This is a genomic window from Pseudomonas sp. WT-JTC (assembly GCF_056711565.1).
In genome coordinates, this window is record NZ_CM160042.1 from 2,561,104 (window position 1) to 2,587,142 (window position 26,039).

Genomic DNA, 26,039 nt, shown 5'->3' on the forward strand with positions numbered 1-26,039 from the left:
TACGCGTTATCGTTTACGACCATCGCGAGCGAGCTCGCTCCTACAGGGGGCTGGGAGAAGTAGCGAGGGGGAGGGAAAAACTGAACACGGCACCACAAGGCTCGAGGTTTTGCGCCCAGATATCGCCACGGTGGCGGCCGATGATGTTCTTGCACAACGCCAGGCCGATGCCGTTGCCGCTGACCTTTGACGAGAAGAAACCGTCGAACAGCTTCTCCTGCGCCTGGGCCTGAATGCCACGGCCGCAGTCTTCGATGCGCACCAATGCCACATCGTTGTCGCGGCTGGCATGGATGCGCAGCAACCGGCGTTCAGTCGGCAGGTCGGCCATTTCTTCAATGGCGTTGAAGGCCAGGTTGAGGATCACCTGGCCGATCAGGACTTTCTCGCAACTGACCTGCAGCGGTTCGGGCGCGGTGACGATTTCCACGCGCACCAGGCTCGGATCGGCCCGCAGGCTGATGAAGTAGCGGGTTTCGCGCAGCAGCTCATTAAGGTCGACCAGCTCTTCGGTCTGCTCCAGCTTGACCACGTAATCGCGCACGCTCTTGATGATCACCGACGCGTGCTCGATTTGCCGCACCGCGTTCTGCAAACCCCAGGCGACGCCTTGATCGGTGTCGCCGGCGTTGCCCAGGCGAATCACCGTGCCTTCGATGAAGTTGCGGGTGGCGGCCAGGGGTTGACTCAGTTCGTGGGCGATGGCCACGGCCATTTCACCCATGGCGTTGTAGCGCGCCAGGTATTCGAGCTTCTGCTCGCTGACCCGCCGCGCCTCTTCGGCCTGCACCTGCTCGGTCACGTCGCGAAACAGCAGCAGATGGCCGACCAGATCGTCTTCAATCTCGATGTAGCGGCAGGTTGCGTCATGCCAGCGCCATTCGCCGTCCCGGCGCTGTACCTTGTAGTGCACGCTGAACGGCGCGTGCTCAGGTGTCTCCTGGGCGAACCGTTGCAACAGGCGCTGACGCGAAGCGTCGTCGCACCAGGCCAGGAAGTTCTTGCCCATCAGTTGGTGCACTTCGCTGTCGAGCAGGTGCGCGCCGGAGTCGCTGATAAAACCGATATCGCCCTCGGGGCCGAGCACCGCCACGCCTTCGGCCAGGTCCTGCATGAAGGCCTTGAGCCGGCTCTCGAAACGCTTGAGGTCGCGCTTGACCTTGTCCTCTTTGGAAATGTCGCGGAACTGCACCATTAACACATCGCGACCGTCCAGGTGCACCAGGGTCGCCACCGCCTCGGAAAGAATCTCCACCCCTTGCTTGGAGCGATAGCACCACTCGATGGCCCGTTGCCCGGTGCGCGCGGCCCGTTCGAGCCAGCGCAAACCTATGGAGCGCCGGTATTTCGGCGCATCGCGGGTCATGTCGGAGGCCTTCAGCGGCGTCAGTTCCTCCAGGGTAAAGCCCAGCGCCGCCAGGGCAGCGGCGTTGGCCCAGAGAATTTCCTTAGTGTGCGCGTCATGAAGAATGATGCACAGCGGCATGGCTTCGATCAGCGCATGAAAGTCGTTCGGTTTTGGCAAGTACATCGCACGGCCCTTGGCGGCAGAGTTTGCAGTATGGCGTTTTATACCTGCTCGCACAGAGGGATGCGCTCAGAGGTAACCGGCGTGGACCTAGGGGTTTTCTTTAGCGAGGGGGCTGCACGCCCCAATAGTGGTGCCCGGATGCGGTTTTTACACTGGACCTCAATGCAAGGGCAGCACCCCTTTCACTGTAGGAGCGAGCCTGCTCGCGAAAAACGCCTCGACAACGCGGTCATCCAGACAGGGCGCGTAATCGTTGGAGTCCATCGCGAGCAAGCTCGCTCCTACAGAGGTCGGTCGCGGTGTCGCCCCACTAACAATAAGCAAAACGGAGAAAGCCCATGCTGCGTTCAGCTGTCGCGCAAAAAGACCCCGTGTCCGGCCCGGTCGTGCCAATGGTCGAGAGCGAGCTATTTCAGCAGGTGCTGGATGAGGTTCGCCAACGCCGCGACGAATTCGACGCTGGCTCCCACGTGCCTCGGGACATGATCGAGCGCTTCAAGCAGGTGGGCATCTATCGCGCTGCCACGCCGAAATGCTTCGGCGGCGACGCCCTGGCACCGGCGCTGTTCCTGCAAATGATCGAGCGCATCTCCGAAGCCGACGGCTCGGCGGGCTGGGTGGCCAGCTTCGGCAGCGCCGGCGTCTACCTGGCGGCCTTGCCGCCACAAACCCTGGCTGAAATCTACGCCGAGAGCCCCGACCTGGTGTTCGCCGGCGGGCTGTTCCCGTTGCAGCCTGCCGAAGCGGTCGAAGGTGGCTGGCAAGTCAGCGGCACCTGGAAATTCGCCAGCGGCAGCAAAGGCGCGGACCTGCTGGGTGTCGGCATCGGCGTCAGCGCCGCGGGCGGCAAGCCACGCACGGCGGTGTTCCCGGCCAGTCAGGTCGAGATCGTCGAGAACTGGGACGTGGTCGGCCTCAAGGGCACCGGCAGCCACGATCTGCGCGTCACCGATAAATTCGTCGAGGACCGCTGGACGTTTATCCGGGGTGGGGCGGCAACCATTGATGAGCCGCTGTTCCGCTACCCGACGATTGCCTATGCCGCGCAAGTGCTGGCGGTGGTCAACCTCGGCCTGGCTCGTGCAGCGCTGGACGAAATCAGCCGCATGGCCGGTGCCGGCGGCATTACCGGCGCGCCGAAAATGGCCGACCGCGCCTACGTGCGCATCGAAATCGCCAAGGCCGAAGCCAGGCTCGCCGCCGCCCGCGGGTTCTTCTACAACGCCACCGAACAGGTATGGAACTCGATCCTGGCCGGCAACCCGGTGACGCCGGAGCAGACCAGCCTGCTGCGTCTGTCCGCGATTCACGTGTCCCAGGCCGGTGCCGCCGTGGTGCAGAGCGCCTACAGCCTGGCCGGGACCACCGCCATTTACCTGCGTCATCCGCTGCAACGTTACCTGCGCGACTCGATGGTGGTGACCCAGCACGCCTTCCTCAGCGAAGGCCTGTACGACGGCGCCGGCTCGGTGTTCCTCGGCGTGCCGCCGTTCCCGGGCTACATCTGAATTCCCTTCAACTTTTCAAGGATCCAGCGCCATGTCGCAAACCACTCAAGAACCGTTGCGCGTCGTCTTCTGCATCGGCATCACCCAGAATTTTTTCGACCTGCCCACCGGCGAAGGCCTGAGCGTCTGGAAAGGCTTCAGCCAGATGATGGGCTCCCTCGGCGCGATGCCCGGCATCACCGTGCTCGGCGCCATGGATGACGACCGCCTGATGGTCGGCCCGTCCACCACCTCGCCCTGGACCGTGTACATCATGGCCGACGTCGACTGCCACCAGTCGGTGATCGACGCCTGCAACCTGTTCCGCACCACCCCGGTCGGCGAATACAGCCTGTGGCGCTACGCGAAGGTCGAAGCACGCATCGGTCGTCCGCTGACCATCCCAGACGCAGCCAGGGTGTAAGCCATGGACGAGGCCTTGCTGCAGCGTCTGGCGACGCTCGAAGGGGAAAGCGCAGTGCGTCGCTTGATGGCGAGCTACATGGACCTGTGCGATGTGCCGCGGGCGGCGATTCATCTGAGCCAATTGGCGCAGTTGTTCACCGAGGATGCGATCTGGGAAGGCCTCGGCACCCAGACCGCGCAGACCTTCGGTCAGCATCACGGACGTGCGGCGGTGGCGACGTTCATCGGTGGTTACCTGCCGCCATCCGATCACTTCAAGTTGAACCTGCATTACCTCACCAGCGAGTCGATCGTGGTCGACGGCAAGGCTGCGCAGGGACAGTGGATCATGCAGCAGATCTCGACTTATGCCGATGGCCGCAACGAACTGTTCGGCACGCGCCTGAACATCGATTTCCGTTGTGTCGACGGTGTCTGGCTGATCGCGCATTTCCGCACGCAACGCTTGTTCAGCTCTCATTTATCAAAGCAGGAGCTGAGCGCATGAGTACCTTCATCAGCGAATTTCTGCTCGGTGGCAGCGGCAAACGTGTTGCCATCAAGGATTCCATCGACATCGCCGGCCACGCCACCCAATCCGGCAGCCGCGCCTTTGCCCGTGCTTTGCCAGCCCTGCGCAACGCTGAGGTGGTCGATGCGATCCTCGCGGCGGGTTGGCAGATCGTCGGCAAGACCAACATGCACGAGCTGGCGTTTGGCGTCACCGGCATCAACGACTGGACCGGCACACCGATCAACCCGCAGGCGCCGGATCGGGTGCCTGGCGGTTCGTCCAGCGGTTCGGCCGCCGCCGTTGCGGCGGGGCTGGCGGACATCGCCATCGGTTCTGACACTGGTGGTTCCGTTCGGGTACCAGCCGCCTGCTGCGGCATTGCCGGGTTGAAACCGACCTATGGTCGCGTCAGCCGAATGGGTGCACATCCGGCCGAATCCAGCCTCGATTGCGTGGGGCCATTTGCGGCCGACATGAATGACCTGATCGCTGCGATGCAAGTGATTTGTCCCGGTTTCCAGGCTCAGGGCTTGCCGTCGAGCAACGCCTCAGTCGGCTTTCTCGACGTTGCCTGCGACGCGCATTTGCAAGCGTGCCTCGGCGCTGCCGCCGACCGTGCCGGCTGGCGCCGCAGCAGCGTGCAGTTGAGTGAATTCGAAGCGGCGTTTGCCGCCGGTTTGACGGTGATCAACTTTGAAAACTGGGCCGCGTTCGGCCACCTCACCGGCCAGGGCCTGATCGGTGCGGACGTCGAGCTACGCCTGTTGGCCGCCAGCCGCACCAGCGCTGCCGATTTGGCGCAAGCCGAACAGGTCCGCACGCGCTTCAGCCAACAGGTGGATGCCGCGCTGGAGCAATTTGAAGTGCTGCTGTTGCCGACGATGCCGAGCCTGCCACCGACGCTGGTAGAAGCCCGCAGCGCAAGCAAGGCCGTGGCCGGGATGACGCCGCTGGTACGCCCCTTCAACTTGAGTGGCCATCCGGCCCTGACGGTGCCGGTGGAAATCGATTGCGGCGGCTTGAAAGTCGGCCTGCAAATCGTCGGCCGTAAAGGTCAGGACGAACTGGTCTGCGCCTTCGGTGCGCAGCTGCAACAGAGCAGGGCCCGTTAAGGGCCGGTCTCTACAACGAAATCATAAAAACAAGCCATGAGGAGAACCGCATGAGCACTCATGAATACCGGCTGATCGCAACGTCGAAAAGCCCCGAAGACCTGGTCCGGAGCGACCGCGTCGATGTCTCGCTGTACAACGATCCGGCGCTGTTCGAAGCCGAGCTGGAAAAGATTTTCTACCGCACCTGGGTATGGGTTGCCCACGAAAGCGAAGTGCGCAACAGCGGCGACTTCAAGACCGCCACCATCGGCCGTCGCCCCGTGATCGTCGTGCGCGACAAGAAGAACAACATCAACGTTCTGGAAAACCGCTGCCGGCACCGTGGCGCCACCGTGTGCGAGAAGCACAAGGGCAATGCCAGCGGTTTCACCTGCCCGTATCACAGCTGGTCCTATGGCCTGGACGGCAAGCTGCGGGCGCTGCCTTATCCGGATGGCTACGAAGGCATCCTGGAGAAATCCGAACTGCCCCTCACCAGCCTGCGCGTCGAAAGTTACGCCGGCATGGTCTTCGCCAGCTATAACGACGAGATCGAACCGCTGGAAGACTTCCTCGGCGGCGCGAAACACTGGATGGACCTGTTCATGAAGCAGGGCGCCGGCTACCCGATCAAGACCCAGGGCGAACACAAGTTCAGCTTCAAGGGCAACTGGAAGATCCAGCTGGAAAACACCACCGACGGGTACCATTTCCCGATCGTGCACAAGTCGTTCATGTCGTCGGTGGATGAAGAAACCTCGGAAATGCTCTCGTTCATGACCGACGAGCAAGCCGTGACTCACTCCTTGGGCAACGGCCACAGCGTGATGGTGATGGTGCCGGAGCACGTCGACCTCGATCACGATGACGGCACCGAGCAGTTGCAGGAGCGCTTCGCTCACGTCACTGAAGAGCTGTCGAAAAGCATGCCGGCCGATCAGGTACGTCGCATCGTGCGTTCGTTGCACGGCGCCGGGTTCAACCTGAACCTGTTCCCCAATGTGGCCATGTCGATGTCGTTCTTCCGCGTGCTGCGCCCGGTGTCGGTCACCGAAACCGAGATTCGCCACGTTGCCCTCGGCATGGATGGCGGCCCGGAAATCGCCAACCGCGAACGCATGCGCATCCACGAACACTTCCAGGGCCCGTTCGGTTTTGGCAGCCCTGACGATGCCGAAGCCTGGGACCGCGTGCAGCGCGGCTCGTATGCCGGCGTCGATGCGCCAATCCTGGTCAACCGCGGCCTGAACCGCGAAATCACCGCTGAAAACGGCGACAAGGTCAGCCACGCCACCGACGAAGGCGGCATGCGCGGAGCCTACGACATGTGGAAAAGGATGATGAGCCAATGAGCAATCACGACACCCTGAACGGTTTTGCAGGTCCCTTGGCCCAGGCCATCGAATTCATCTGGCGCGAAGCCGAACTGCTCGACCACAAGAACTACGTCGAATGGGCGACCCTGTGGAGCGAAAGCGGTAAGTACATCGTGCCGATCGACCCGGACACCGAAGATTTCGAAGCAACCCTCAACTACGCCTACGACGATGCGCGCATGCGTGATCTGCGCATCGAGCGCCTGACTGCCGGTTACTCGCCGTCGGCGGTGGATGCAGCTAAAACCATCCGCACGATTTCGCGTTTCCGTCTGGTGGAAGCGGCCGGCGACATCGTCGAAGTCAATTCGGCGCAGTTGCTGTACGCCTACAAGCGCGGCGTGCACACGCCGTTCGTGGCCGACCTGAACCACCGTATCCGCTTCACCGACGGCGTGCCGTCGCTGGAGCGAAAAGTGGTGCGCCTGATCAACTCCACCGACAGCCTGAGCGCGCTCGGCTTCCTTTTGTGAGGGCAGAATCATGAGTCGAGTAGCCCTCGTAACGGGTGCCTCGCGCGGACTGGGCGAGTGCATCGCCCGACGTCTGCACGCAGCGGGTTATCGCGTCGGCCTGGCGGATGTGCGTCTCGATGGCGTGCGGCAACTGGCCGCCGAGCTGGATGGCAGCGGCACCACTGCCGTCGCCATCGAGCTGGATGTGCGCAGCAAGGCCGACTTCCAGCGCGCCCGTGACCTGCTCGCCACGCACTGGGGCGGCACCGACATTCTGGTGAACAACGCCGGTGTGTCGAAGGTCGCGGCGCTGATGGACATCACGCCGGAAGAGTTCGACGAGTCGATGGCGATCAACCTGCGCGGCACCTTCGTGGCCTGCCAGGTATTCGGCGCACATTTTGCCGAGCGTGGCTTCGGGCGCATCGTCAACATCGCGTCCCTGGCCGGACAGAACGGTGGCACCGCAACCGGTGCGCACTATGCGGCGGCCAAGGGTGGCGTGGCGACCCTGACCAAGGTCTTTGCCCGTGAACTGGCCCCGCAAGGCGTGACCGTCAACAGCATCTCGCCAGGTCCGTTGGACTTGCCGGTGGTGCGCGAAACCGTGGCGCCTGAGCGTCTGGAACAGATCCTGAAAATGATCCCGGCCGGCACCCTTGGCGATCCGTCGTACATCGCCGACAGCGTATTGCTGATGGTCGCCGACAACGCCGCCTCCGTAACGGGCGCGTGCTGGGACATCAACGGCGGCCTGTTCATGCGCTGAGACGCAGAAAAATGCCCCCCTGTAGGAGCGAGCCTGCTCGCGATGGTCGTCAACGATGACGCTGGAAACCTGGCACCCCGTGTTGTTCTCAGGTTCATCGCGAGCAAGCTCGCTCCTACAGGGGATCGGCCCAAGTCGTACCGTTAAACAAAAACAAGTATTCAGGTGATGCAATGATGAAGGTGAAGATCGAAAGGATCGTCGACGAAGCGCTGGATATCCGTTCCTTTCGCCTCGTGCGCAGTGACGGCCAGCCGCTCGACACCTATGAGCCGGGTGCCCACGTCGACCTGACCGGGCCGACCGGGGTGACCCGCCAGTATTCGCTGTGCAGCCCGCCCCAGGATCGCCGTGCGTATCTGGTGGCGGTAAAGAAAGAAGCGCAGTCGCGCGGTGGTTCGCTGGCGTTGCATGAGCAGGTTGAAGAGGGCATGGAGCTGGAAATGGGTGCGCCGCGCAACCTGTTCCGCCTCGATGAAAGTGCCGGCGAACACGTGCTGTTCGCCGCCGGTATCGGCGTGACGCCGCTGTTGAGCATGGCTTATCGACTGGCGGAAAGCGGTCAGCCGTACCGTCTGCACTATTTCGCCCGTTCGGCGCAGTACGCTGCGTTTACCCAGCTGTTGGCGACGAATTTTGCCGATCACGTGGAGTTCCACTACGGCGTGGAGCCTGCGGATCTGGACGGCGCGCTGAGCGAATGCCTGGAGCGCGCCGGCAGCGCCGCCCATGTCTACACCTGCGGCCCGGCACCGTTCATGAACAAAGTGGTGGAGGTGGCTTCGCGCAGTCGCCCGGATGATGCCATTCACCTGGAGCATTTCGCGGCGGCCCCGGCGGCCAACAGCGCGCCGGCCGGCACGTTCGAAGTGGAACTGGCCAGTTCCGGCGTGGTGCTGCAGGTGCCCGCCAACGCCAGTCTGGTCGACGTACTGCAGGCTCACGGTTGCGACATCGACACCGAGTGCCGTGAAGGCATTTGCGGCACCTGCATCGTCGAGGTCCTGGACGGTGTGCCGGAGCACCGCGACAACTGCCTGTCGAACAAGGAAAAGGCGTCCAACAAGCAGATTTGCGCTTGTGTATCACGGGCGCTTTCCGCTCGTCTGGTATTGGACCTTTAAGACCAGGAAGGCTGGAAAGCCTGCGCCGGAGCCTGTTGAATGGGCGCCCGGCGGCCGTCGAGGGAGGCGATGGCTACAGAAACAACGGTTTTGACGAACCGCTCGATGAAGCGGTCGAAAAATAACAACAAAAAACGTGAGGCATTGCGGACATGATTACAGCATCGACGGTGCGCAACGAGGCGTTCGAAAGCTGGTTGAGCCAGGTGAACCAGGCCTGTGGGCGTTTCGATGCCCGGGCGCTGGATACCGATTTCTACGGCGAACTGGCGGAATTTCGCAGCGGTGCGATCAACCTCAGTGTGGTCGACATGGCGCACGTGCATTTGTATCGCACCAGCAAGGACGTCAGCACCAGCAGCGACGGCCACTACTACGCGGTGTTCCAGATGCGGGGCAGCTCGCAACTGGAGCAGGGCGACAACCGTGCTCAATTGGGTTGTGGTGACATCGCGCTGATCGACGCCAGCCGTCCGAGCGACATGATCTACAACGACGATTGCCGCCAGCTTTCGTTGATTCTTCCACGCCAGGTGGTCGAGCGTGGTTCGCACTTCAATGCCGTCAACTGTGCCACGCGAATCGCGGCCAGCAGCCCTCTTGCGGCGATGGCCAACAAGCTGGTGCAGGGCACCCGCCAGCAGGAAGGGCTGGACATGCAGGAGAGCGAAGCCGTGCTCGATGCCCTGGCCAGCCTGTTGCTGCCGGGCATCAGCGCCCGCGACAGTGGCGCGGACCCGCACGAGCGACAATTTCGCAAGATCATCGCCTTCATCGACGCGCACCTGAGCGACGAAGAACTGTGCCCCGAACTGATTGCCCGTGAAGTGGGGATTTCCGTGCGCGGCCTATACCGGATGTTCTCCAAGCGTGGCCTGGTGGTGGCGCAATACATCAAGCACCGACGCCTGGACTTCTGCGCCGAAAACCTGCGCCGCGCCGATGTCGAGCAGAAGCTTTCGGCACTGTGTTATGCCTGGGGCTTTTCTGACTCCAGCTATTTTTCCTCAGCGTTCAAATCACGCTTCGGCGTGTCGCCGGGTGCTTATCGCAAGCGCTATAGCCACAATTGATGTTGGATGTGCTGGCCCCTTCGCGAGCAAGCCCGCTCCCACATTGGATCTGCGCCGTACACAGAGCCAATGTGGGAGCGGGCTTGCTCGCGAAGGCGGCCTCATGACCGCCGCAGATCACTCAGTGCCGCACCGGCTCTTCAGTCGGCAAATGCAGCACCTCGCGCACCAGCATGGCGATGCTGGTCACGCCCATCTTTTCCTTGATCTTGGTGCGGTGCACGTCAACGGTCTTCACGCTGATGTTCAGTTCCCGCGCAATCACCTTGCTGGCCTTGCCATCGATCACCAGCATCAACACTTCCCGCTCACGGCTGGTCAACAGTGCCAGCTTGCCTTGCAGGTTCTGCCGCTGCTGCTGATCGGCCTGGGCGTGTACGGCGGTCTTCAGCGCGGCCTGGATGCGGTCGATCATCTGCTGCGGGTTGTAGGGCTTCTCGACGAAATCCAGCGCACCGTTCTTCATCGCCGTGACCGACATCGGAATATCGCCATGGGCCGAGACGAAAATGGTCGGCAGGGTGCTGCCGCGCTGGTTGAGGATTTCCTGCAGCTGGAAGCCACTGGTCTCCGGCATGCGCACGTCGAGCACCAGGCAGGCGGGCTGCTTGGGGTCGTATTGACTGAGGAACTCTTCGGCACCGGCAAAGCACTGCGCCTGCACACTGACCGACTCCAGCAACCAGGCCAGGGAGGTGCGCAGGTCCTTGTCGTCGTCAACGATATAAACAATCGGTTTACGGGTTTCCATCGGGGCTGCCACGAAATTTTCTAATTATTGTTTTCGCACGCGAACGCGCGGCACGCATCGGCTCATCGTTCTGGAGCCTGTATGCAGAATACCCACTGTGGCCGGCCCTTGCGATAAAGAAACCACCTAGTCGACTAGCGGAAACCCGGCCCCGGCATGGGGATCGTCAGAATGGTTGTGCCGCGCCTGCGGCCTTAGTCTTGTTCCATCACCTACGGGCCGCTTTCGACGCGGTCCTCCTGAAGGAAGGGGCATCGACATGGCCGACCTGAGCCAGCAGCAAATCGACTTTCGCAACGCCATGGCACAGCTGCCGGCGGCGGTGAACATCATCACCACCAACGGCCCGGGCGGGCGCTGCGGCATCACCGCCAGCGCCGTGTGCTCGGTGACCGACTCGCCGCCCACCGTGCTGGTGTGCGTCAACCGCAACAGCGCCACCCACGACGTATTCCGCACCAACGGCCGGTTGTGCGTCAACGTGCTGTGTGGCGAGCAGGAAGAACTGGCCCGGCACTTCGCCGGCATGACCCAGGTGCCGATGGCCGAGCGTTTCGCCTGGGACCTGTGGGACGATGGCGCGGCCGACGTGCCGGTGCTGCGCGATGCCCTGGTGCAGCTGGAAGGGCGGATCAGCGAGTGCAAGGAAGTGGGGTCGCATTCGGTGATGTTTGTCGAGCTGGAAAAGGTCGGGGTGCGGGAGCCGCGCGATAGCCTGGTGTATTTCAACCGGTTGTTTCATCGCCTTGAGCATGCGGGGGCGCATTGCTGAGAAGGTGGGAGTGAGTTTGCTCGCGAAGGCGGTCTGACTGAGTACATATCCATTATTTGGGTAGCGACGGCTGGCGGTTTCGCCCTTACGGCGACTCACTTTTTTTACAAGCGCCTAAAAAAAGTAAGCAAAAAAACGCTCGCCCCGAACGTCCGGCCCCTCGCCTGGGCTCGGGGTTCCTTCGCTCCGGCATTCATCCGGGGGCATTGCCCTCCGGTCGGCTTCGCGCGACCTACATGCAATGAGTTCGACTGCGTCGAACGGCGCTGCGCGCCATTCCCCGGATAAACGCCTCCACTCAGCCTGCCGAGGGGGCGGGTGGATCAAGATCAAAAGCGGCAGGCGAGCTAACGCTCGGCCTGCTCTTCTCATCTGTAGGAGCGAGCTTGCTCGCGATGGACGTTAACGATAACGCGGGCTGCCTGAATCCCCGCGGTGTCCCGGCGTTTTTCGCGAGCAGGGAAACGAGTTCAGCGAGCCTGCCCGCGATGGCGGTGTCAATCTGGAGTGCTTGTTTAACGGTTGTAGGAGTAACTTCCTGCAAGCTACAGCGCCTTGCGTCGTTGCCTACAGCTAAGCCAGAATCCGCCGGCTTGTGCGCCCTGGAGGCCATCGGTAACTTGGTCCGCGTCACTGATATCCAGTGATCGGGTTTAGCAGCCCGTGGTGACATGAGGCGCATTGGCAGTCCAGACAGTCAGGTATTCCCCATCCCTGCACTTGATGGCAGCTGTGCGCAGGGCGCCCTCGGGCGCGCCGGTTTCGTGTCTCCCCGGTCTGCTAACCTGCGTACAGCCGCCACCCTTCGTTTAGCAGCGTATCGGTGACGGCTCCAGTTCTGGAGACCGAACGATGTTGAAGGTTACCCCCGATCCACCACACACCGATTCCTGTCCCAACCCCACGGCCCACATCATGGCCACCTCGCACAAACCTTCCACGATGTTCACCATCAACCCGCAAATCGACACCGAAACCTTGCTGGCCCACGCCTGCGAATCGCTGGCATCGGCGAGTGTCATGGCCAACGATCTGGCGGGATTTCTGCAAGGCACGCACCGCAATACCCTGCTGGGTATCGCGCAAGTGATCATGCTGGGGGAGTTGGCGGTGAACCGGGCTTTGGATCAGTTTGATCCACCCGGCTAGGCGCTGAATACAGTGGGGGGGAGTGTCAGGCAGTAAATATGCTGGATGTAATGGCCCTTTCGCGAGCAGGCTCGCTCCCACATTGATTTTGTGTCGTACAGAGATCCAATGTGGGAGCGAGCCTGCTCGCGATAGCGGTATATCAGGCCTGCAGATATTCCCGAGCCAACAAGCAAGCCCGTTCAATCAGCATCGGCGCCATTTCAATCGCCGTCGGCGTGCCCTGGCGGGTGTGAATCCAGCCCAGGTAGGTGGTGCCGCGCAGCATCAGAAACAACGCCAGGGTCTTGCGATCCGTCTCGGTCAGCGGCTTGACCGCGTTGTAGCCGTCGAGCAGCGCCGCCTTGATCTGCTCATAGCGCGGGTCATCCAGGCAGAAGTACAGCGCCGTGGCCAGCTCGAACATGTGCCAGCCAAACCCGGCATCGTCGAAGTCGATCAACCGCAGACGCGGCCCTTCGATCAGCAGGTTCTCGGGCACCAGGTCGGCGTGAATCATGCCGAAGTTGCCCAGGTGCCGACCATACTGGCGCAAGTCCTTGCGCGCCCTGCGCCGGGCCTGTTGCAGCAGATCCCGCTGCTCATCGCTGAGCTGTTCCAGTTCCCAGAAACGCCCCCAGAACGGGTTGGCGCCGATCAAGCCTTCTTCGTCCCAGGCATGCCGGACGAACTCGTCCGGCTGCTGCCAGTGCGTTGAATGCAGGTGGATACGCGCGGCAATTGCGCCGGCTTCACTGAACAGAAAGTCGATTTCGGTATCGGCCTGCACCCCGTTCTCCGAGGTGCCTGCGGTCGCACCGGGCAGCCAGGCGAGCATGTCGATGTGGCGGGGTTCGCCGATGGCTTGATGGGTGACTTCGACCAGGTGGCTTTGATTTTGCGCACGGATGATTTGCGGAACGGTAATACCGGCGCCCGCCAGCGCCTCCATCCATTGCAGCTCGGAGCGCAGCGCGGCTTGGCTGTGATAGCCATTGCGATGGATACGCAGGGCCACCCGCTGACCATCGTGGCGGCGGGCGGAAAACACCGCGTTCTCGCGAAACTTCACCAGTTCAATGTCGGCGAATTCGCCGTCCCACTGGTGCAGGGCATGGTGCGCCAGTTCGTGCAGACGGGCCACTTGCTGGTCATGGGACAAGGTGTGGAATTCAGTCATGGCAAGGCCTCAAATCGCGCTGAGCGCGTTATCCAGGGTGTCGACGAACAGGTCCGCGTGGTCGCGACCGAACACCAGCGGTGGGCGAAGCTTGAGAATGTTGTCGCCGGCGCCGATCTTGCTGATCAGCACGCCGTTCTCGCGCATGTCGTTGACCACCTTGCGCGCCTCCAGTCCGGCCGGCTCTTTGCTTGCGTGGTCGCGCACCAGTTCCATGGCGAAGAACAGGCCCTTGCCGCGCACGTCGCCGATGATCGAGTGCTTGTCGGCCAACACTTGCAGGCGTTGCTGCACATAGGCACCGACGCTTTGTGCGTTTTTCAGCAGTTGCTGCTCTTCGATCACATCCAGTACCGCCATGCCGACCGCAGCCGCCACGGGCGAACCGCCGAAGGTGTTGAAGTACATGGCGTGGCGCCCGAAGGATTCGACCAGCGCCTTGTGGGTGATCAACCCGGCCAGTGGATAGCCGTTACCCATCGGTTTGCCGAGGGTGACGATGTCCGGCACCACGCCGTGTGCCTGGTGGCCCCACAGGTGATCGCCGGTACGGCCAAAACCCGATTGCACTTCGTCGGCGATGAACAGACCGCCAGCGGCACGGATCAGCGCCGCGGCCTTGTTGACGAAACTGGCCGGCACCCGCGGCAGGCCTTCGTTGGCGAACAGGGTATCGATCAGCAATGCGGCCGGGCGAATGCCCTGGGCCTGCATCGAGGCAATCGCCGCTGCGATGTTGGCCGCATACTCCTCGGCCAGTTGTGCCTCGGTGGTGCCGGCCGGTGCGCGGTACAGGCACGGAATCGGCACGGCGCGCGCATGGGCGGCGAAGGGCTCCGGTGAGGGCAGGGCGGTGGTGACTTCTGCCAGCGATGCCGAATTGCCGTGGTAGTTGTAGTCACTGACGATGATGCCGGTGCCGCCACTGGCGAACCGCGCCAGGCGCAGCGCCAGTTCGTTGGCTTCGCTGCCGGTGCAGGTGAACATGGCGGTGTCCAGCGGCGCGGCGAAGGTCGCGGTCAGACGTTCGGCGTAGCGCACCACGTGTTCATCCAGGTAGCGGGTGTGGATGTTCAGCGTGGTGGCCTGGCGGTGCATGGCCTCGGTCACGTGGGGGTTGCAGTGACCGACGCAGGGCACGTTGTTGTAGACGTCGAGGTAGCGCCGGCCGTCGACGTCGAACAGCCAGACACCTTCGCCGCGCACCAGGTGCAAGGGCTTGTCGTAGAACAGCGGCGAGGCGCTGCCGAGTACGCGATGACGGCGGTGCAGGAGAGAGTCTTCAGGCATGGTCTGGAACCTCGATGACGGTGGTGCGGCGGTTGCGCAGCAGGTAATTGAAAATGCACAGGGTGAAGGTCACGGCGAGGGCGATCAGCATCAGCATGTCGAGCTGGAAGCAGGCGGCGATCACCACCAGCGTCAGGGCCAGGCCCAGCCACGCAACCAGTTTGCCGCCGACCAGGGTGAACGGCCGTGGCAGGTCCGGTTGGTTGCGCTTGATGTGCAGGTACGCGCCGAAGATGAACAGGTAGCAAACGTTGAGCAGCAGCACGACCGCGAGCATCACCGTAGCCGGGTCTATTTCGGACAGCGGTAGGCCGATGGCGCCGATCAGCAACAGCGCCGGGTAGGGCGTGCCGCGTTTGCCGGTCTTGCCCAGCCATTGCGGGAACAGGCCGTCGCGGGCCATGGCGAACAGTTGCCGGGAGGCGGCGTACACCAGGGAAAAGAAGGTAGCGATCAGGCCGAACACCGCGCCGCAGCCAATCACCCTGGCCAGCCATGAACCTTCACCGAAGGCGCTGTTGCTGGACATCGCGGCATACAGCGGGTCGCCAGCCGAGCCGACCAGCTCGACACCACCGGCACCCGGTGCACACACCAGCACCACCAGCGCGGTCACCAGCAAGGTGCCAATGGCCGCCAGAATGCCGCGGGGCATGGTGCGACCGGGGTTGTGCGCCTCTTCGGCGGCCGAGCCGGTTTGCTCAACGGTGATGAACAACCAGATCGCGAATGGCACGCAGGCGAAGATGCCGCCAAGGCTGACCGGTGTTGCGACGCTGGCGGGCAACTTCAGCAAGTTGGCCAACTCGACATGGGGCGCCATGGCCACGCCAAAAGTGAGCAGGGCGACAACGGCGATCACACCGGCAATGAACGTCAGGCCCATGGCTTCACCGACGCCACGCATGTGGATGCCGATGATTACCGCGAACAGGGCAATCTTCACCGGCCAGCCACCGAGGCCGAAAATCGATTCGGTGTAAGCGCAGATAAAGGTGGCCGCCGCGCCGGTGCCGATAGTCAGTGCCAGGGCACAGGCGAAACCGACGAGGTAACCCACGAACGGCCCGAACGCACTTTGCGCATACACGAACACACCACCGGCACTCGGTAGCGCCGTGGACAGTTCCGCCACGCACAAGGCCAGGCCGCCGCAGAGCAGGGCCATCAACAATGTGGCGACCAGCATGTTCAGCCAGCCACCGGCCGCCAACCCGAAGTTCCAGCCGGAAAACTGCCCGGCCACCACCAACGCAATTCCGAGGCCGGCAATCTTTGGCCAGCCCAGCGCACTTTTCTTGAGCACAGAAGTCTCCCGCGACCCGAAGGCCGAATTATTGTTTTAGTGAGGAATGGAGGGGTTCAGCGTTGCTTTGCGCCCATGGAATGGGGCTGGTCTCGATACTACGCGCGGGGCGCGGCGCGGCATGTTTGTGCGCATGCCATGTCGTTGGTTGTGGGTGCCAGATTTGATCCCGATGGTGATCCTCTTCGGGAGCCTGCATGCGAAGGCAACACCTCGGTCCAAGACGAGCAGAGATCTGCGCATCCCACCTGCAATGTCAGACCCGCCTGTCAGTTCATTCTGATTTTTCCAGCTCTAAGGATATGCAGGCCAACGGCTGTGTACTGTGTTGGCACTGTGTTTTAAGGAGGAGAGGAAGAGCATGGACACGTCTTCAAAGAAAACCGTATCAGGAGGTGCATTCCAACAAGCCCTGCTGCAGATCGATCTAACGGAAGCTGCCACGCCGGATCACGCTGTTCGGTTATTGCTGAAGGAAATCCTTCAAAAACTGACTGAAAAAGGCTGGCCGCAAGCGCAGCTACTGACAGGGCCACGAATTGTGTCCGCTGAAGAAAACTACGGGTTACTCGGTTATGACTCGTCAGAAGTTACGCTAGGGAGTGCACACACACGCTGGGTCGACGAGTGCTCGTTGTTGCGCACGCAAACCACCAGTCAAATTCCAGCAGCACTTCAGCGTGCGGCTCAAGTACGACAACCAGGAGAGACAATATTACTGGCCGCACCCGGCATCACTTTCCGCCGCGACAGTCGGGATCGTTGGCACTGTGCGGAACCACATCAGATGGATATCTGGGTGCTGGGTGATCCCGAGTTGTCGACGCATGAACATTTGCTGCGTCTGGTTAGCGATATCCTCAAATCAGCGGTGCCTGACAAGTCCTGGATCTACAACCAAAGTCCGCATCACTACACGGAGGGTGGAATCGAAGTGAATGTGTTGAACGACCGCGCTCAGGTCGAGGTGCTGGAGTGCGGTCGAATTGCGAAATCCTTGCTGGACCGACTGAAGATAGATCCTGTGCGTCATGGCGGGTTGGCGCTCGGAATGGGATTGGATCGTCTGACCATGTTGCGCAAAGGAATCCCGGATATTCGTTTGTTACGCGACAAGAACGAACGAGTACAGGCGCAGATGCATGATCTGAATCCGTGGAGCGCCGTCTCTCGGTTGCCTTCGATTACTCGTGATATTTCGTTAGCGGTAACGCCGGGTTTGAGCGAGGAAGTGTTGACCGAAAGGATGTTGCAGGCTGCTGGCGACTGTTCTGACTGGATCGAAGAAATGCAGGTCAAGGGGCGTTGGCCATTCTCGGATTTACCTATGCAGGCAATTGAGCGCCTGGGGCTTCTGCCGGGACAGGAAAATGTGCTGCTGCGCGTTGTACTGAGGGATTGTTCGCGATCCATCACTACTGCTGAGGCGAACGCCTTGTATTCGAAAATTCAGTCGGCGCTGCATGAAGGTGCACTGGGCGCGGGTTATAGGATGGATCTTCCCAATGTTTAGTCGAGATTGATGTTGGATGTGCTGGCCTCTTCGCGAGCAAGCCCGCTCCCACAGGGATTTTCAGTGAACACAGAGTTTGTGTGCGACCTGGATCAAATGTGGGAGCGGGCTTGCTCGCGAAGGCGGCAGATCAGGCAACATCAATCCTCAGATCCGAAAACTCCCCACCAACTGATTCAACCGCGCCGCCTGTTGCTCCAGCTCGGTACAAGCGCGCAATGTCGATTGCAAATTCTCCACGCCTTGCTGGTTCAGGGTGTTGATTTGCGTGATGTCGACATTCAGGGCCTCGACCACCGCGGTCTGTTCTTCGGTGGCGGCGGCGACGGACTGGTTGACGTTGTCGATTTCGCCGATGCGCTGGGTCACGCTGCCCAGGCGGGAGCCGGCGAGGTTGGCGATGGTGACGCTTTCTTCGCTGTGGCGCTGGCTCTCTGTCATGGTGGTGACCGATTCCCGCGCGCCCACTTGCAGTTCCTCGATCATCTGCTGGATCTCCAGCGCCGATGTCTGGGTGCGTCCGGCCAGGCTGCGCACTTCGTCAGCGACGACAGCAAAACCACGGCCCGCTTCACCGGCCCGCGCCGCTTCGATCGCCGCGTTGAGCGCCAGCAGGTTGGTCTGCTGGGAGATGCCCTTGATCACCTCGAGGATCTGCCCGATGTTCACGGTCTTGTCGTTGAGCACTTCGATGTTGGTGCATGACGCACTGATCTTGCCAGACAGTTCGTTCATCACCTCGATCGTGCGCTGTACCACCTGGCGCCCATCCTCGGCCTGTTGCCGGGCATTGGAGGCCTGATGCGAGGCGTCGGAGGCGTTATGGGCGATCTCCTGTGCGGCCGCGCCCAACTGGTTGATTGCCGCCGCCACGCTGTTGGTGCGGGTGGATTGATCGTCGAAATTGCTCATCGACGAGTTTGACGCATCCAGTACCCGCCGCGCGCCTTCGTTCACCCCCAGCGCCGCCGATGACACCTCGCGGATCGAATGGTGGATGCGCTCGACAAAGCGGTTGAAAGCGGTTGAAAGCGGTCGCCAGTTGCCCGATTTCATCCCGCGATTGCACTTGCAGGCGCCGGGTCAGATCGCCTTCGCCGAGGGAAATATCCTCCATGACCCGGGTCAGTACTTGCAGCGGCCGGGTGATGCGCAGCGCCGTGTACCAGATCAGCAGCAGGCCGAGCAGGGCCGAGCCGCCACCGAGCAGCAGTTCAAGCGCAGTGCTTTGCACGCCTTGGGCATCGAGTTCGTTTTGCAGTGTGGCGACTGGTGCCAGCAACACGTCCTGCGGCACACCGACCAACACACCCCATGGCGCGGCACCGGCAATCGGCGACAGCGGCTCAAGGACCTTGATCTGCCGGGCGTCGACAAACACTTCGGGTTTGCCCTGGCGCAAGGCGTCCATGACCTCGTTGCTGTCCATCGGTTGGCCCAGGCGATTGACATCCTGGCTGTTGGCGGAGATTACCCCACGCGGGCTGACGATGCTGATCCGACCGTTGCCATCGAACAGCGCACGGGCACTGGTTTCGCTGTTTTGTTGCAGGGCGGCGAGGTTGATATCCAGTCCCACCACGGCAATGACCTTGCCGTTTTCCAGCAGCGGGAAGGCAACGCTGGTCACCAGTTTGCGGCTGCCGGAGGCTTCGTCGAAATAGGGCTCCAGCACACAGGCCTGGCGGGTGTCGCGGGCGCAGGTATAGAAGGCGTTGTACGGCGCGCCGCTCGGCCCCGGCTCGGTGTTGGCGAGCAGGCCTTCGTCGCCGATCACCGCTTGCAGTTCGCCGGGTTTGCTCTGCACCCAATACAGCGAAAAGCGTCCGGTTTCATTGCTGCCAAGTTCCGCCTGGTTGGCGAAACCGGCGTCGGCGCCATCGAGTGCACCGGGTTCAAAAATGACATAAAGCCCGAGCAGGTCGGGCTTGTCGATCAAGGCCTGGTGAAGCTGGGTGCTCAGCTCCTGGCGCAGTTGTTGGCGGGTCAGGTTGCCCTTTTGTTGCAGTTGTCGCAGGTACAACAGGTAGCGCGATAACCCCTGGCCGTATTCGTGGGTCTGCATGAAGGTGCGTTGCACTTGCATGGCCTGCACTTTGCCCAGCGCTTGCATGTGTTCCCTGGCCGCATTGGCGAGCATGTCGCCGCTGGCTTGCGCCACTTGCTCGCTGCTCTTGTGGGTCTGATAGAGCGACAAACCCATCAGCAAGCCAACGACCAGCAGCAGGCAGAGGCCGGCGAGGAGGGCGATCTTGCTCTGGATCGTCAGGAATTTTTTGTGCATTGGAAATACCTTTTTCCACACGGGCAACGACAGCGCCGTTGCCCGTGACCGACATTAGAAACCAGTGACGAACAGCAGTTGGGCGTAGACGTTCCGGTCGTTGTTACCCAGTTGCGTGCCGCCGTTGTCAGCACTCTTGTCCGGTTGGTAGAAGCCCACCAGCGGCATCACGGTCAGGTGATCGTTGACGTGCCATTCGGCATACAGGTCGACTTCGTGGCCGTCGGTGTTGCCCAGGCTGCGGTCGATGGTGTCGTAGTTGAAGTACAGCGCGCCGAGGTTCAGGTTCTCCAGCGGCGAGACTTTCAGCCCGACGTTCTGGATGCGTGAGTTGGTGTTGAACGGCCCGGCGTAGTTGCCTGCCACTTCGCCCTGGAACCAGGTGCCGTAACCACGGCTCATGCCGTAGAACAAGGTGTCGTAGCCTTCCGAGAAGCGGCTGTAGCGGTAGCTGACGTTCGGCGTCCAGGCAGCGTCGGAAAAGGTCCAGCCGGCTTCCAGGTACCAGGCGTTTTCGTCGGAGGCGTGGGGCTTGTCCTGCCTGGCGTATTCGCCGGAGAGGAACAGGTCTTTCACCCCGGCATTGCCTGCCGCGCGTACGCTGTAGGTTTTCATGCCGTCGCGTTCGAGTTGCGCCGGGGAGGCGAACTGTTCGTCGATGTCGGTGGTCTTGATGTAGGTCAGGCCGACCGTGCCGGCCTCGGCCACGTGTTCCAGGGTGCCGACGTACATTTCGGTCTTGGCCTGGGCGCGGTTGTCGGACTTGAGCCACATCAGGTCGCCGCGCCAGCCTTCCTTGCCACCCAGACGCAATATGGCGGTTTCGTCGAAGGCCTTGCGCGCCGCCAGGTAGTAGGCGCCGCCACGGTTGAATTCGCCGTCGGCCAGGCCTTTTCCTATGTTCAGCGCGTCGCCATTGATCAGGAAACCATCGCCGATCATGATGTTCTGGCGACCGAATGACAGGTCGACGCCGTCCTTGCCCAACGCCCCGAACAGGTCCGCGGAACGCCAGCCGAGGTAGGCATCTTCGAACTTGGTGGTGCGTTCCGAACCGTCGCTGAAGCCGGCGGCATCGCCGTCGCCCCAGGTGCCGGAGCTGAGCAGGTTGCCCGCGCCGTAAGCCGTGCCCGCACCGCCCAGGCCCTTGTCGAAACTCAAACCGTATTTGATGTAGCCCTCGCGCCACGACGACGAACCTTCGTCGAGGCGGCCGGACAGGGCGTAGTTTTCCTGGCTGTGGAAAATGCCGAACGCCGCTTCCAGCGTGGCGTTCAGATGGCTGTCGTCATCGGCGTACAGCTCATAGGCGCTGGCCTGGCCGGCACTGATCATCAGCGCGAGAGTCGAGAGACGAAGCAAGGGGGACTTGAGCATGGTGTGGCATCCGTTCTTGTTCTTGAGCGCAGGTTTGCGGTCTTTTTAGATACTAAGGCCCGACTTTTCCCTGCCCTTTTCCCTGTTTGCCAATAAGTTGGCTGTGCATGCCAGATTCCCCGGTTTGGCAGCCCGGCCAATACAACTGGCACGCAGGGCAAAACCTGCGGGCCGGCGACCACCGACAATCCCTGACAACCTGCCGAAGCTCCCAGCCTCGGCATTATTAGTGTTGGCGTTCGCCTGCCGGCGAGTGCGCGGATTTTCAAGGTCGGTTTCTTATGTTCACTTCGCTGCGTTTGCCCCTGATCGGCTTGCTGTCCTTCACTCTGGTTCAGGCGGTGTCTGCCGCCGAATGCGCCCCGGATACCCGCCGTGGTGCCGAAGTGTTCTCCACTGAATGCAGTGTTTGCCACGCGGTGACCAAGGGCACGACCGGCATGATGGGACCGAACCTGTTCGGTGTGTATGGACGCAAGTCCGGCTCGCTGCCGGGCTTCAGCTACTCCCAGGCCATGCGCGACAAGGACGTCGACTGGCAAGCCGAGAACATCACGCAATTGATCACCCAGCCCCAGGCCTACGTGCCGGGCACTTACATGCCGTACATGGGCCTGGCCTCCGCCGACGACCGTCAGGCAGTCGCATGCTTCCTCAAAGAACAACACTGATCAGGCCGGATCTGCGCCTGAACACATCGTCTGAATGAAAGGTGAATTATGAGCAACGTTGAAATCCTGCCCCAGGTTGCTGCATTCCTCGAACGTCGCCACGGCTGCTTCATCGATGGCCAGTGGGTGTTTGCCGAGGGCGACAGTATCGCCGTGGTCAACCCGGCCACCGGGCAAACCCTGTGCGAAACCCTGGATGCACCGCTGGAAATCGTCGAGCGCGCCGTGCAGTCGTCCCACAAGGCCTTCAAGTCTGGCGTGTGGTCGGGCCTGCGTCCGGCGGACCGTGAGCGCATCCTGCTGAACTTCACCCGTCTGGTCGAAGAGCACGCCGAAGAACTGGCGCAGCTGGAAACCTTGAGCCAGGGCAAGTCGATCAACATGGCCCGCGCGCTGGACCTGAACGCCACCGTGGAATTCATGCGCTACATGTCCGGCTGGGCGACCAAGATCGAAGGCCAGACCTTCGATGTGTCGATCCCGTTGCCACCCGGTGCGAAGTTCACTGCCTTCACCAAGCGTGAGCCGGTGGGTGTGGTGGTCGGCATCGTGCCGTGGAACTTCCCGCTGCTGATCGCGGCCTGGAAACTGATGCCGGCCCTGGCCACCGGCTGCACCGTGATCATCAAACCGGCCATGGAAACCCCGTTGACCGCCATGCGCCTGGCTGAACTGGCGCTGGAAGCGGGCATCCCGGCCGGCGTATTCAACGTGGTCACCGGGGGTGGCGCTTCCGTCGGCGGCGCGCTGACCCAGCATCCTTTGGTGAACAAAGTGTCGTTCACCGGTTCCACCGCCGTGGGCAAGAGTGTCGGCGTGGCGTGCATGGAGAACATGACGCGCTTCTCCCTGGAACTGGGTGGCAAGAACCCGATGATCGTGCTCGCCGATGCCGACATCGAGAAAGCCGTGCAAGGCGCGATCCTCGGTGGCTTGCTGAACAACGGCCAGGTCTGCGCAGCGGCCTCGCGTTTCTATGTGCACCGTTCGATCCATGACCAGTTTGTCGAAGCCCTGGCGGCCGCCGTCTCGGCGATGCCGATTGGCGCGGGCATGAACTGCGAAGCGGCGATCAACCCGCTGGTGTCGCGCAAGCAACAGCAAAGCGTACTCAAGCACATCGAACTGGCCCGCAAGGAAGGTGCGCGGGTGGTGACGGGAGGTGAGTTGCTGCAAGGCGACGGCTTCTTCGTGCAGCCGACCATCCTGGCGGACATCGACCACAGCATGGCCGTGGCCCGCGAAGAAGTATTCGGTCCGGTGCTGGGCGTGATGCCGTTCGACGACGAAGACGCCGTGATCGAATTGGCCAACGACAACCGCTACGGCCTGGCCGCCAGCCTGTGGACCAACGACCTGGGCAAGGCCATGAACCTGGTGCCACGCATCGAGGCCGGCACCGTGTGGGTCAATGCCCACGTGCTGCTCGACCCGGCGATGCCGTTCGGCGGCGTCAAGCAATCGGGCATGGGCCGCGAGTTCGGCCGTGCGGTGATCGAGGCGTACACCGAGCTCAAGTCGGTGTGCATCGCGCATTGATGTAGCGACCGCCTGCCGCGTGATCGAATATCACGCAGCAGGCGGTTTCGCCAGTTCAATGCCAGCGGCACCCAGCCGCTTGAGAATTTCAAACAGCAGCTGGCTTTTGATCGCGCCGACCGTGCGGGGACTGCCGACATAGCCGGTGATAGTCAACGTGATGCCTTCGGGTTTCAGCTGGCTGAAGCGCAAAAATGGCACCGGTTTATCCAGAATGGATTCGTGTTCGGTGAAGGTGTCGTAGAGCAGGTTCTGTACTTGCTCAGGGTCGATGTCCAGCGGGAACATCAGTTCGAGTATCACCACGCCCTGGGCGCTGCCGCCGAGGGTGACGTTGCGCAGGTTCTGCGAAATCAGATGCGAGTTAGGCACGATCATGATCGAGCGGTCGGCGAGTTGTATTTCCGTGGCCCGCACGTTGATCCGTCGTATATCGCCTTCAACACCACTTATGCTGATCAGGTCGCCGACTTTCACCGGGCGCTCGGTCAGCAGGATCAGGCCGGAGATGAAGTTCTTCACGATCTCCTGAAGGCCGAAGCCGATGCCGACCGACAAGGCACTGACGATCCAGGCCAGGTTGGTCCACTTGATCCCCAGCGACGACAGCGTCAGCAGCACCACCGATGCGTAACCGATATTGGCAAACAGGGTGCTGAGCGAGGCGCACATGCCCGGGTCCATCTCGGTTTTCGGCAGGAACTCCTTGTCCAGCCAGCGGCGTAACGTGCGGATCAGATAGACACCGATCATCAGTGTCAGGACGGCACGCATCAAGTTGTCCGGGACGATGTTCAGCGCGCGCAGCCCTTCACCGCCGAGTACGGCCACAGTGCCGGTGACCAGTTGCCCCAGTGTCGTACCGATCCCGCCGACAAACAACGCAATGAGGCCAATCAGTATCAGGATCGCGCGTCCTGCCCCGGACAATACGGTGCAGATCTGCTCCAGGCGCGGATTGCCGATGCCCAGCAGCTGTTTGATGGTCCTGCCGGTGGGTTGCCGGGCTGAAAAAAGGTAATCGCAAGTATCCTGGTAAACCTGTGTGAGCAGGTAGAAACCGGCGAAGATGATGAATATCCAGACCAGTTCATAGGTGATGAACCGGGCCATCGTCACGTAGCCGATCACCAGGGCGAACAGCGACCCCACCACGGCAGCGCCGGTAAACGCATAAATCAGGCCGGCAAAGGTTGTGACACCTTCGGGGGCTTCTCCGGCAACGATCAGGTCTCTGCGGGTCTTGCTGACGCGCAACAGGAGCGCACCGATCACCAGGGCAGCGACCAACGCCACGATGCCCCGACCGAACAACACCACTTCGGCGCTCATGCCGGTGACATTACTCATCTGCACCAGTGTCACCAGCACCAGCAGCAGGCTTGCCAGCAACCTTGGATAGGGCGCCATCGCCAGGGCCACCGGATCGGCAATATCGGGCAGGCGCCATGAGGGATGTTTGGTCGACAGCAGTGCTCGGCTCAATCCGGTGATCAGCACGCAGGTATAGGCCAGCTTTTCCAGATACTGCGCCAGATCGGCCAGCAGCGGGGTGTAGGGCAGTTGCCGGGTCCCGGCAAAGTGCAGCAATTGCAAGGCTGCGCCGGCGGTCAGCACCGTCGCCAGTACCGACGCCAATGCAAGGGAGCTGCGCCGCAACCGGCCTTCAGGCATTCGATGGATGCACAGCCACGCCAGGCCCCGCCCGGCGAACCGTCGCCCAACGGTCCAGATGGCCAGGGCCAGTATCAGCAGTGCGGCCGTGATCCCGCGTTGTCCGGGTTGCCAGGCCGCCCGGTGCGTGGCCCCGAGTTGCTCGATGAGGGCACTGAAACGCTGGCGGTCTTCTGCCGGAAAATTGAACAAAGGTGACCAGAAAACCGGGTTCAGGATACTGGTGGTTTGCTGGGTCACTTCCGCTTCCAGCAGGCTGCGGCGAATACTGGCTATCTGGGTGATCAGCTCGGCGGCACTTTTTTTCAGCGCTTCCAGGGTTTTGAGTTGGCTATCGATCCTGTTTTTCTGCTCGCCGAGGGTGTCTCGCTGGGTGGTAATGGCAGACGTCACCTGTGCATTCTCGGCGAGGGGCACGGGCCCCAGCACGTTGAGTTGCGCCTGCAACTGCGCCTGCCCGGGCAGTAGCGATGCAGACAGGCTATCAATATCCTGGATCAGTACTTGCACCTGATCCTGTGCGCTTTCCAGTTGGGTGTAATTGGTGGCCAGGGAAACCTGCTGCTTGAGGCTGTTCAACTGGTTTTGCAGCCCCAGCAGATCGTTATCGGGGATGCTGATGACCGCAGGGGTGGCGGCGGGGGTAAGGGCGTCGGCCATGGGTGTCGCCAACAGCCAGCCCGGGCTTGCCGCCAGAAGCGCGAAGGCGATGCAGATCATTGACTT

General features: G+C 61.8%; 21 protein-coding genes and 2 pseudogenes. 14 read left to right on the forward strand and 9 right to left on the reverse strand.

Annotated elements, in window-relative coordinates:
* Window positions 1–40: 40 nt before the first annotated feature.
* Complete coding sequence (locus tag AC06G5_RS11785; protein WP_480459516.1) at window positions 41–1,531, reverse strand: PAS domain-containing sensor histidine kinase; 1,491 nt, start codon at window positions 1,529–1,531, stop codon at window positions 41–43.
* A gap of 338 nt (window positions 1,532–1,869) precedes the next feature.
* Here AC06G5_RS11785 and AC06G5_RS11790 point away from each other — a divergent pair, with 338 nt between their 5' ends.
* From AC06G5_RS11790 to feaR, 9 genes are all read left to right on the forward strand, one after another.
* On the forward strand, window positions 1,870–3,039 hold the full coding sequence (locus tag AC06G5_RS11790) for an acyl-CoA dehydrogenase family protein (protein ID WP_480459517.1): 1,170 nt from the start codon (window positions 1,870–1,872) through the stop codon (window positions 3,037–3,039).
* 31 nt (window positions 3,040–3,070) lie between these two features.
* Window positions 3,071–3,442, forward strand: coding sequence for a hypothetical protein (locus AC06G5_RS11795; RefSeq protein ID WP_413705119.1), 372 nt, complete (start codon window positions 3,071–3,073; stop codon window positions 3,440–3,442).
* Between the two features lie 3 nt (window positions 3,443–3,445).
* Window positions 3,446–3,931, forward strand: a complete 486-nt coding sequence (locus AC06G5_RS11800) for a nuclear transport factor 2 family protein (RefSeq protein ID WP_413705118.1) — start codon at window positions 3,446–3,448, stop codon at window positions 3,929–3,931.
* Complete coding sequence (locus AC06G5_RS11805) at window positions 3,928–5,049, forward strand: amidase (protein ID WP_480459518.1); 1,122 nt, start codon at window positions 3,928–3,930, stop codon at window positions 5,047–5,049. Before AC06G5_RS11800 ends, AC06G5_RS11805 begins: the two co-directional genes overlap by 4 nt.
* Before the next feature lie 50 nt (window positions 5,050–5,099).
* Window positions 5,100–6,383 carry an aromatic ring-hydroxylating oxygenase subunit alpha gene (locus AC06G5_RS11810; protein ID WP_480459519.1) on the forward strand — a complete coding sequence of 428 codons (1,284 nt, stop codon included), beginning with the start codon at window positions 5,100–5,102 and terminating at the stop codon, window positions 6,381–6,383.
* Window positions 6,380–6,880, forward strand: a complete 501-nt coding sequence (locus AC06G5_RS11815) for an aromatic-ring-hydroxylating dioxygenase subunit beta (RefSeq protein WP_413705115.1) — start codon at window positions 6,380–6,382, stop codon at window positions 6,878–6,880. The genes AC06G5_RS11810 and AC06G5_RS11815 overlap by 4 nt, the downstream gene beginning before the upstream one ends.
* Window positions 6,881–6,890: 10 nt before the next feature.
* The gene (locus AC06G5_RS11820) at window positions 6,891–7,631 is read left to right on the forward strand and encodes an SDR family NAD(P)-dependent oxidoreductase (RefSeq protein WP_413705114.1); all 741 of its coding nucleotides are present in this window, start codon (window positions 6,891–6,893) and stop codon (window positions 7,629–7,631) included.
* A gap of 173 nt (window positions 7,632–7,804) precedes the next feature.
* On the forward strand, window positions 7,805–8,755 hold the full coding sequence (locus AC06G5_RS11825) for a PDR/VanB family oxidoreductase (protein WP_413427136.1): 951 nt from the start codon (window positions 7,805–7,807) through the stop codon (window positions 8,753–8,755).
* A 152-nt stretch (window positions 8,756–8,907) separates the two neighbouring features.
* Window positions 8,908–9,828, forward strand: a complete 921-nt coding sequence (feaR, locus tag AC06G5_RS11830; RefSeq protein WP_413427134.1) for a transcriptional regulator FeaR — start codon at window positions 8,908–8,910, stop codon at window positions 9,826–9,828.
* A 121-nt stretch (window positions 9,829–9,949) separates the two neighbouring features.
* On the opposite strand, the gene AC06G5_RS11835 is transcribed toward feaR, so the two are convergent.
* Window positions 9,950–10,579 (reverse strand): response regulator transcription factor, encoded by a 630-nt coding sequence (locus AC06G5_RS11835; RefSeq protein WP_480459520.1) that lies wholly within the window; start codon window positions 10,577–10,579, stop codon window positions 9,950–9,952.
* Window positions 10,580–10,838: 259 nt separating this feature from the next.
* On the opposite strand from AC06G5_RS11835, the gene hpaC reads away from it, so the two are divergent.
* Entirely contained in the window at window positions 10,839–11,351 is a 513-nt protein-coding gene (hpaC, locus tag AC06G5_RS11840; RefSeq protein ID WP_008023304.1) for a 4-hydroxyphenylacetate 3-monooxygenase, reductase component, read from the forward strand.
* An 852-nt stretch (window positions 11,352–12,203) separates the two neighbouring features.
* Entirely contained in the window at window positions 12,204–12,500 is a 297-nt protein-coding gene (locus AC06G5_RS11845) for a DUF6124 family protein (RefSeq protein ID WP_480459521.1), read from the forward strand.
* 142 nt (window positions 12,501–12,642) lie between these two features.
* Here AC06G5_RS11845 and AC06G5_RS11850 read toward each other — a convergent pair whose 3' ends face one another.
* Genes AC06G5_RS11850 through AC06G5_RS11860 form a run of 3 tightly spaced genes read right to left on the reverse strand, consistent with a single transcriptional unit; the run spans window position 12,643 to window position 16,255 of the window.
* Window positions 12,643–13,659, reverse strand: coding sequence for a phosphotransferase enzyme family protein (locus AC06G5_RS11850; protein WP_480459522.1), 1,017 nt, complete (start codon window positions 13,657–13,659; stop codon window positions 12,643–12,645).
* Window positions 13,660–13,668: 9 nt separating this feature from the next.
* Window positions 13,669–14,949 carry an aspartate aminotransferase family protein gene (locus AC06G5_RS11855; protein WP_480459524.1) on the reverse strand — a complete coding sequence of 427 codons (1,281 nt, stop codon included), beginning with the start codon at window positions 14,947–14,949 and terminating at the stop codon, window positions 13,669–13,671.
* Complete coding sequence (locus tag AC06G5_RS11860; protein ID WP_413427122.1) at window positions 14,942–16,255, reverse strand: amino acid permease; 1,314 nt, start codon at window positions 16,253–16,255, stop codon at window positions 14,942–14,944. The genes AC06G5_RS11855 and AC06G5_RS11860 overlap by 8 nt, the downstream gene beginning before the upstream one ends.
* A gap of 361 nt (window positions 16,256–16,616) precedes the next feature.
* On the opposite strand from AC06G5_RS11860, the gene srmL reads away from it, so the two are divergent.
* A complete protein-coding gene (srmL, locus tag AC06G5_RS11865) occupies window positions 16,617–17,768 on the forward strand; it encodes a PheS-related mystery ligase SrmL (RefSeq protein ID WP_480459526.1) in 1,152 nt (383 codons plus the stop codon).
* Window positions 17,769–17,915: 147 nt separating this feature from the next.
* Here the strand turns inward: srmL and AC06G5_RS11870 are convergent.
* The 3 genes and pseudogenes from AC06G5_RS11870 to AC06G5_RS11880 all read right to left on the reverse strand — a co-directional run.
* Window positions 17,916–18,876: pseudogene (locus tag AC06G5_RS11870) on the reverse strand (methyl-accepting chemotaxis protein); the annotation flags it as partial.
* Window positions 18,877–19,371: 495 nt separating this feature from the next.
* Window positions 19,372–20,052, reverse strand: a pseudogene (locus AC06G5_RS11875) (cache domain-containing protein); the annotation flags it as partial.
* A 54-nt stretch (window positions 20,053–20,106) separates the two neighbouring features.
* A complete protein-coding gene (locus AC06G5_RS11880; protein ID WP_413427118.1) occupies window positions 20,107–21,429 on the reverse strand; it encodes an alginate export family protein in 1,323 nt (440 codons plus the stop codon).
* Window positions 21,430–21,710: 281 nt separating this feature from the next.
* Between AC06G5_RS11880 and AC06G5_RS11885 the strand changes: the two genes are divergently transcribed.
* A complete protein-coding gene (locus tag AC06G5_RS11885) occupies window positions 21,711–22,100 on the forward strand; it encodes a c-type cytochrome (protein ID WP_480459528.1) in 390 nt (129 codons plus the stop codon).
* Window positions 22,101–22,148: 48 nt separating this feature from the next.
* On the forward strand, window positions 22,149–23,639 hold the full coding sequence (locus tag AC06G5_RS11890; protein WP_413427114.1) for an aldehyde dehydrogenase family protein: 1,491 nt from the start codon (window positions 22,149–22,151) through the stop codon (window positions 23,637–23,639).
* Window positions 23,640–23,669: 30 nt separating this feature from the next.
* Here AC06G5_RS11890 and AC06G5_RS11895 read toward each other — a convergent pair whose 3' ends face one another.
* Window positions 23,670–25,973: a DUF3772 domain-containing protein gene (locus AC06G5_RS11895; protein ID WP_413427112.1), complete on the reverse strand. Its 2,304-nt coding sequence runs from the start codon at window positions 25,971–25,973 to the stop codon at window positions 23,670–23,672.
* Window positions 25,974–26,039 lie beyond the last annotated feature (66 nt).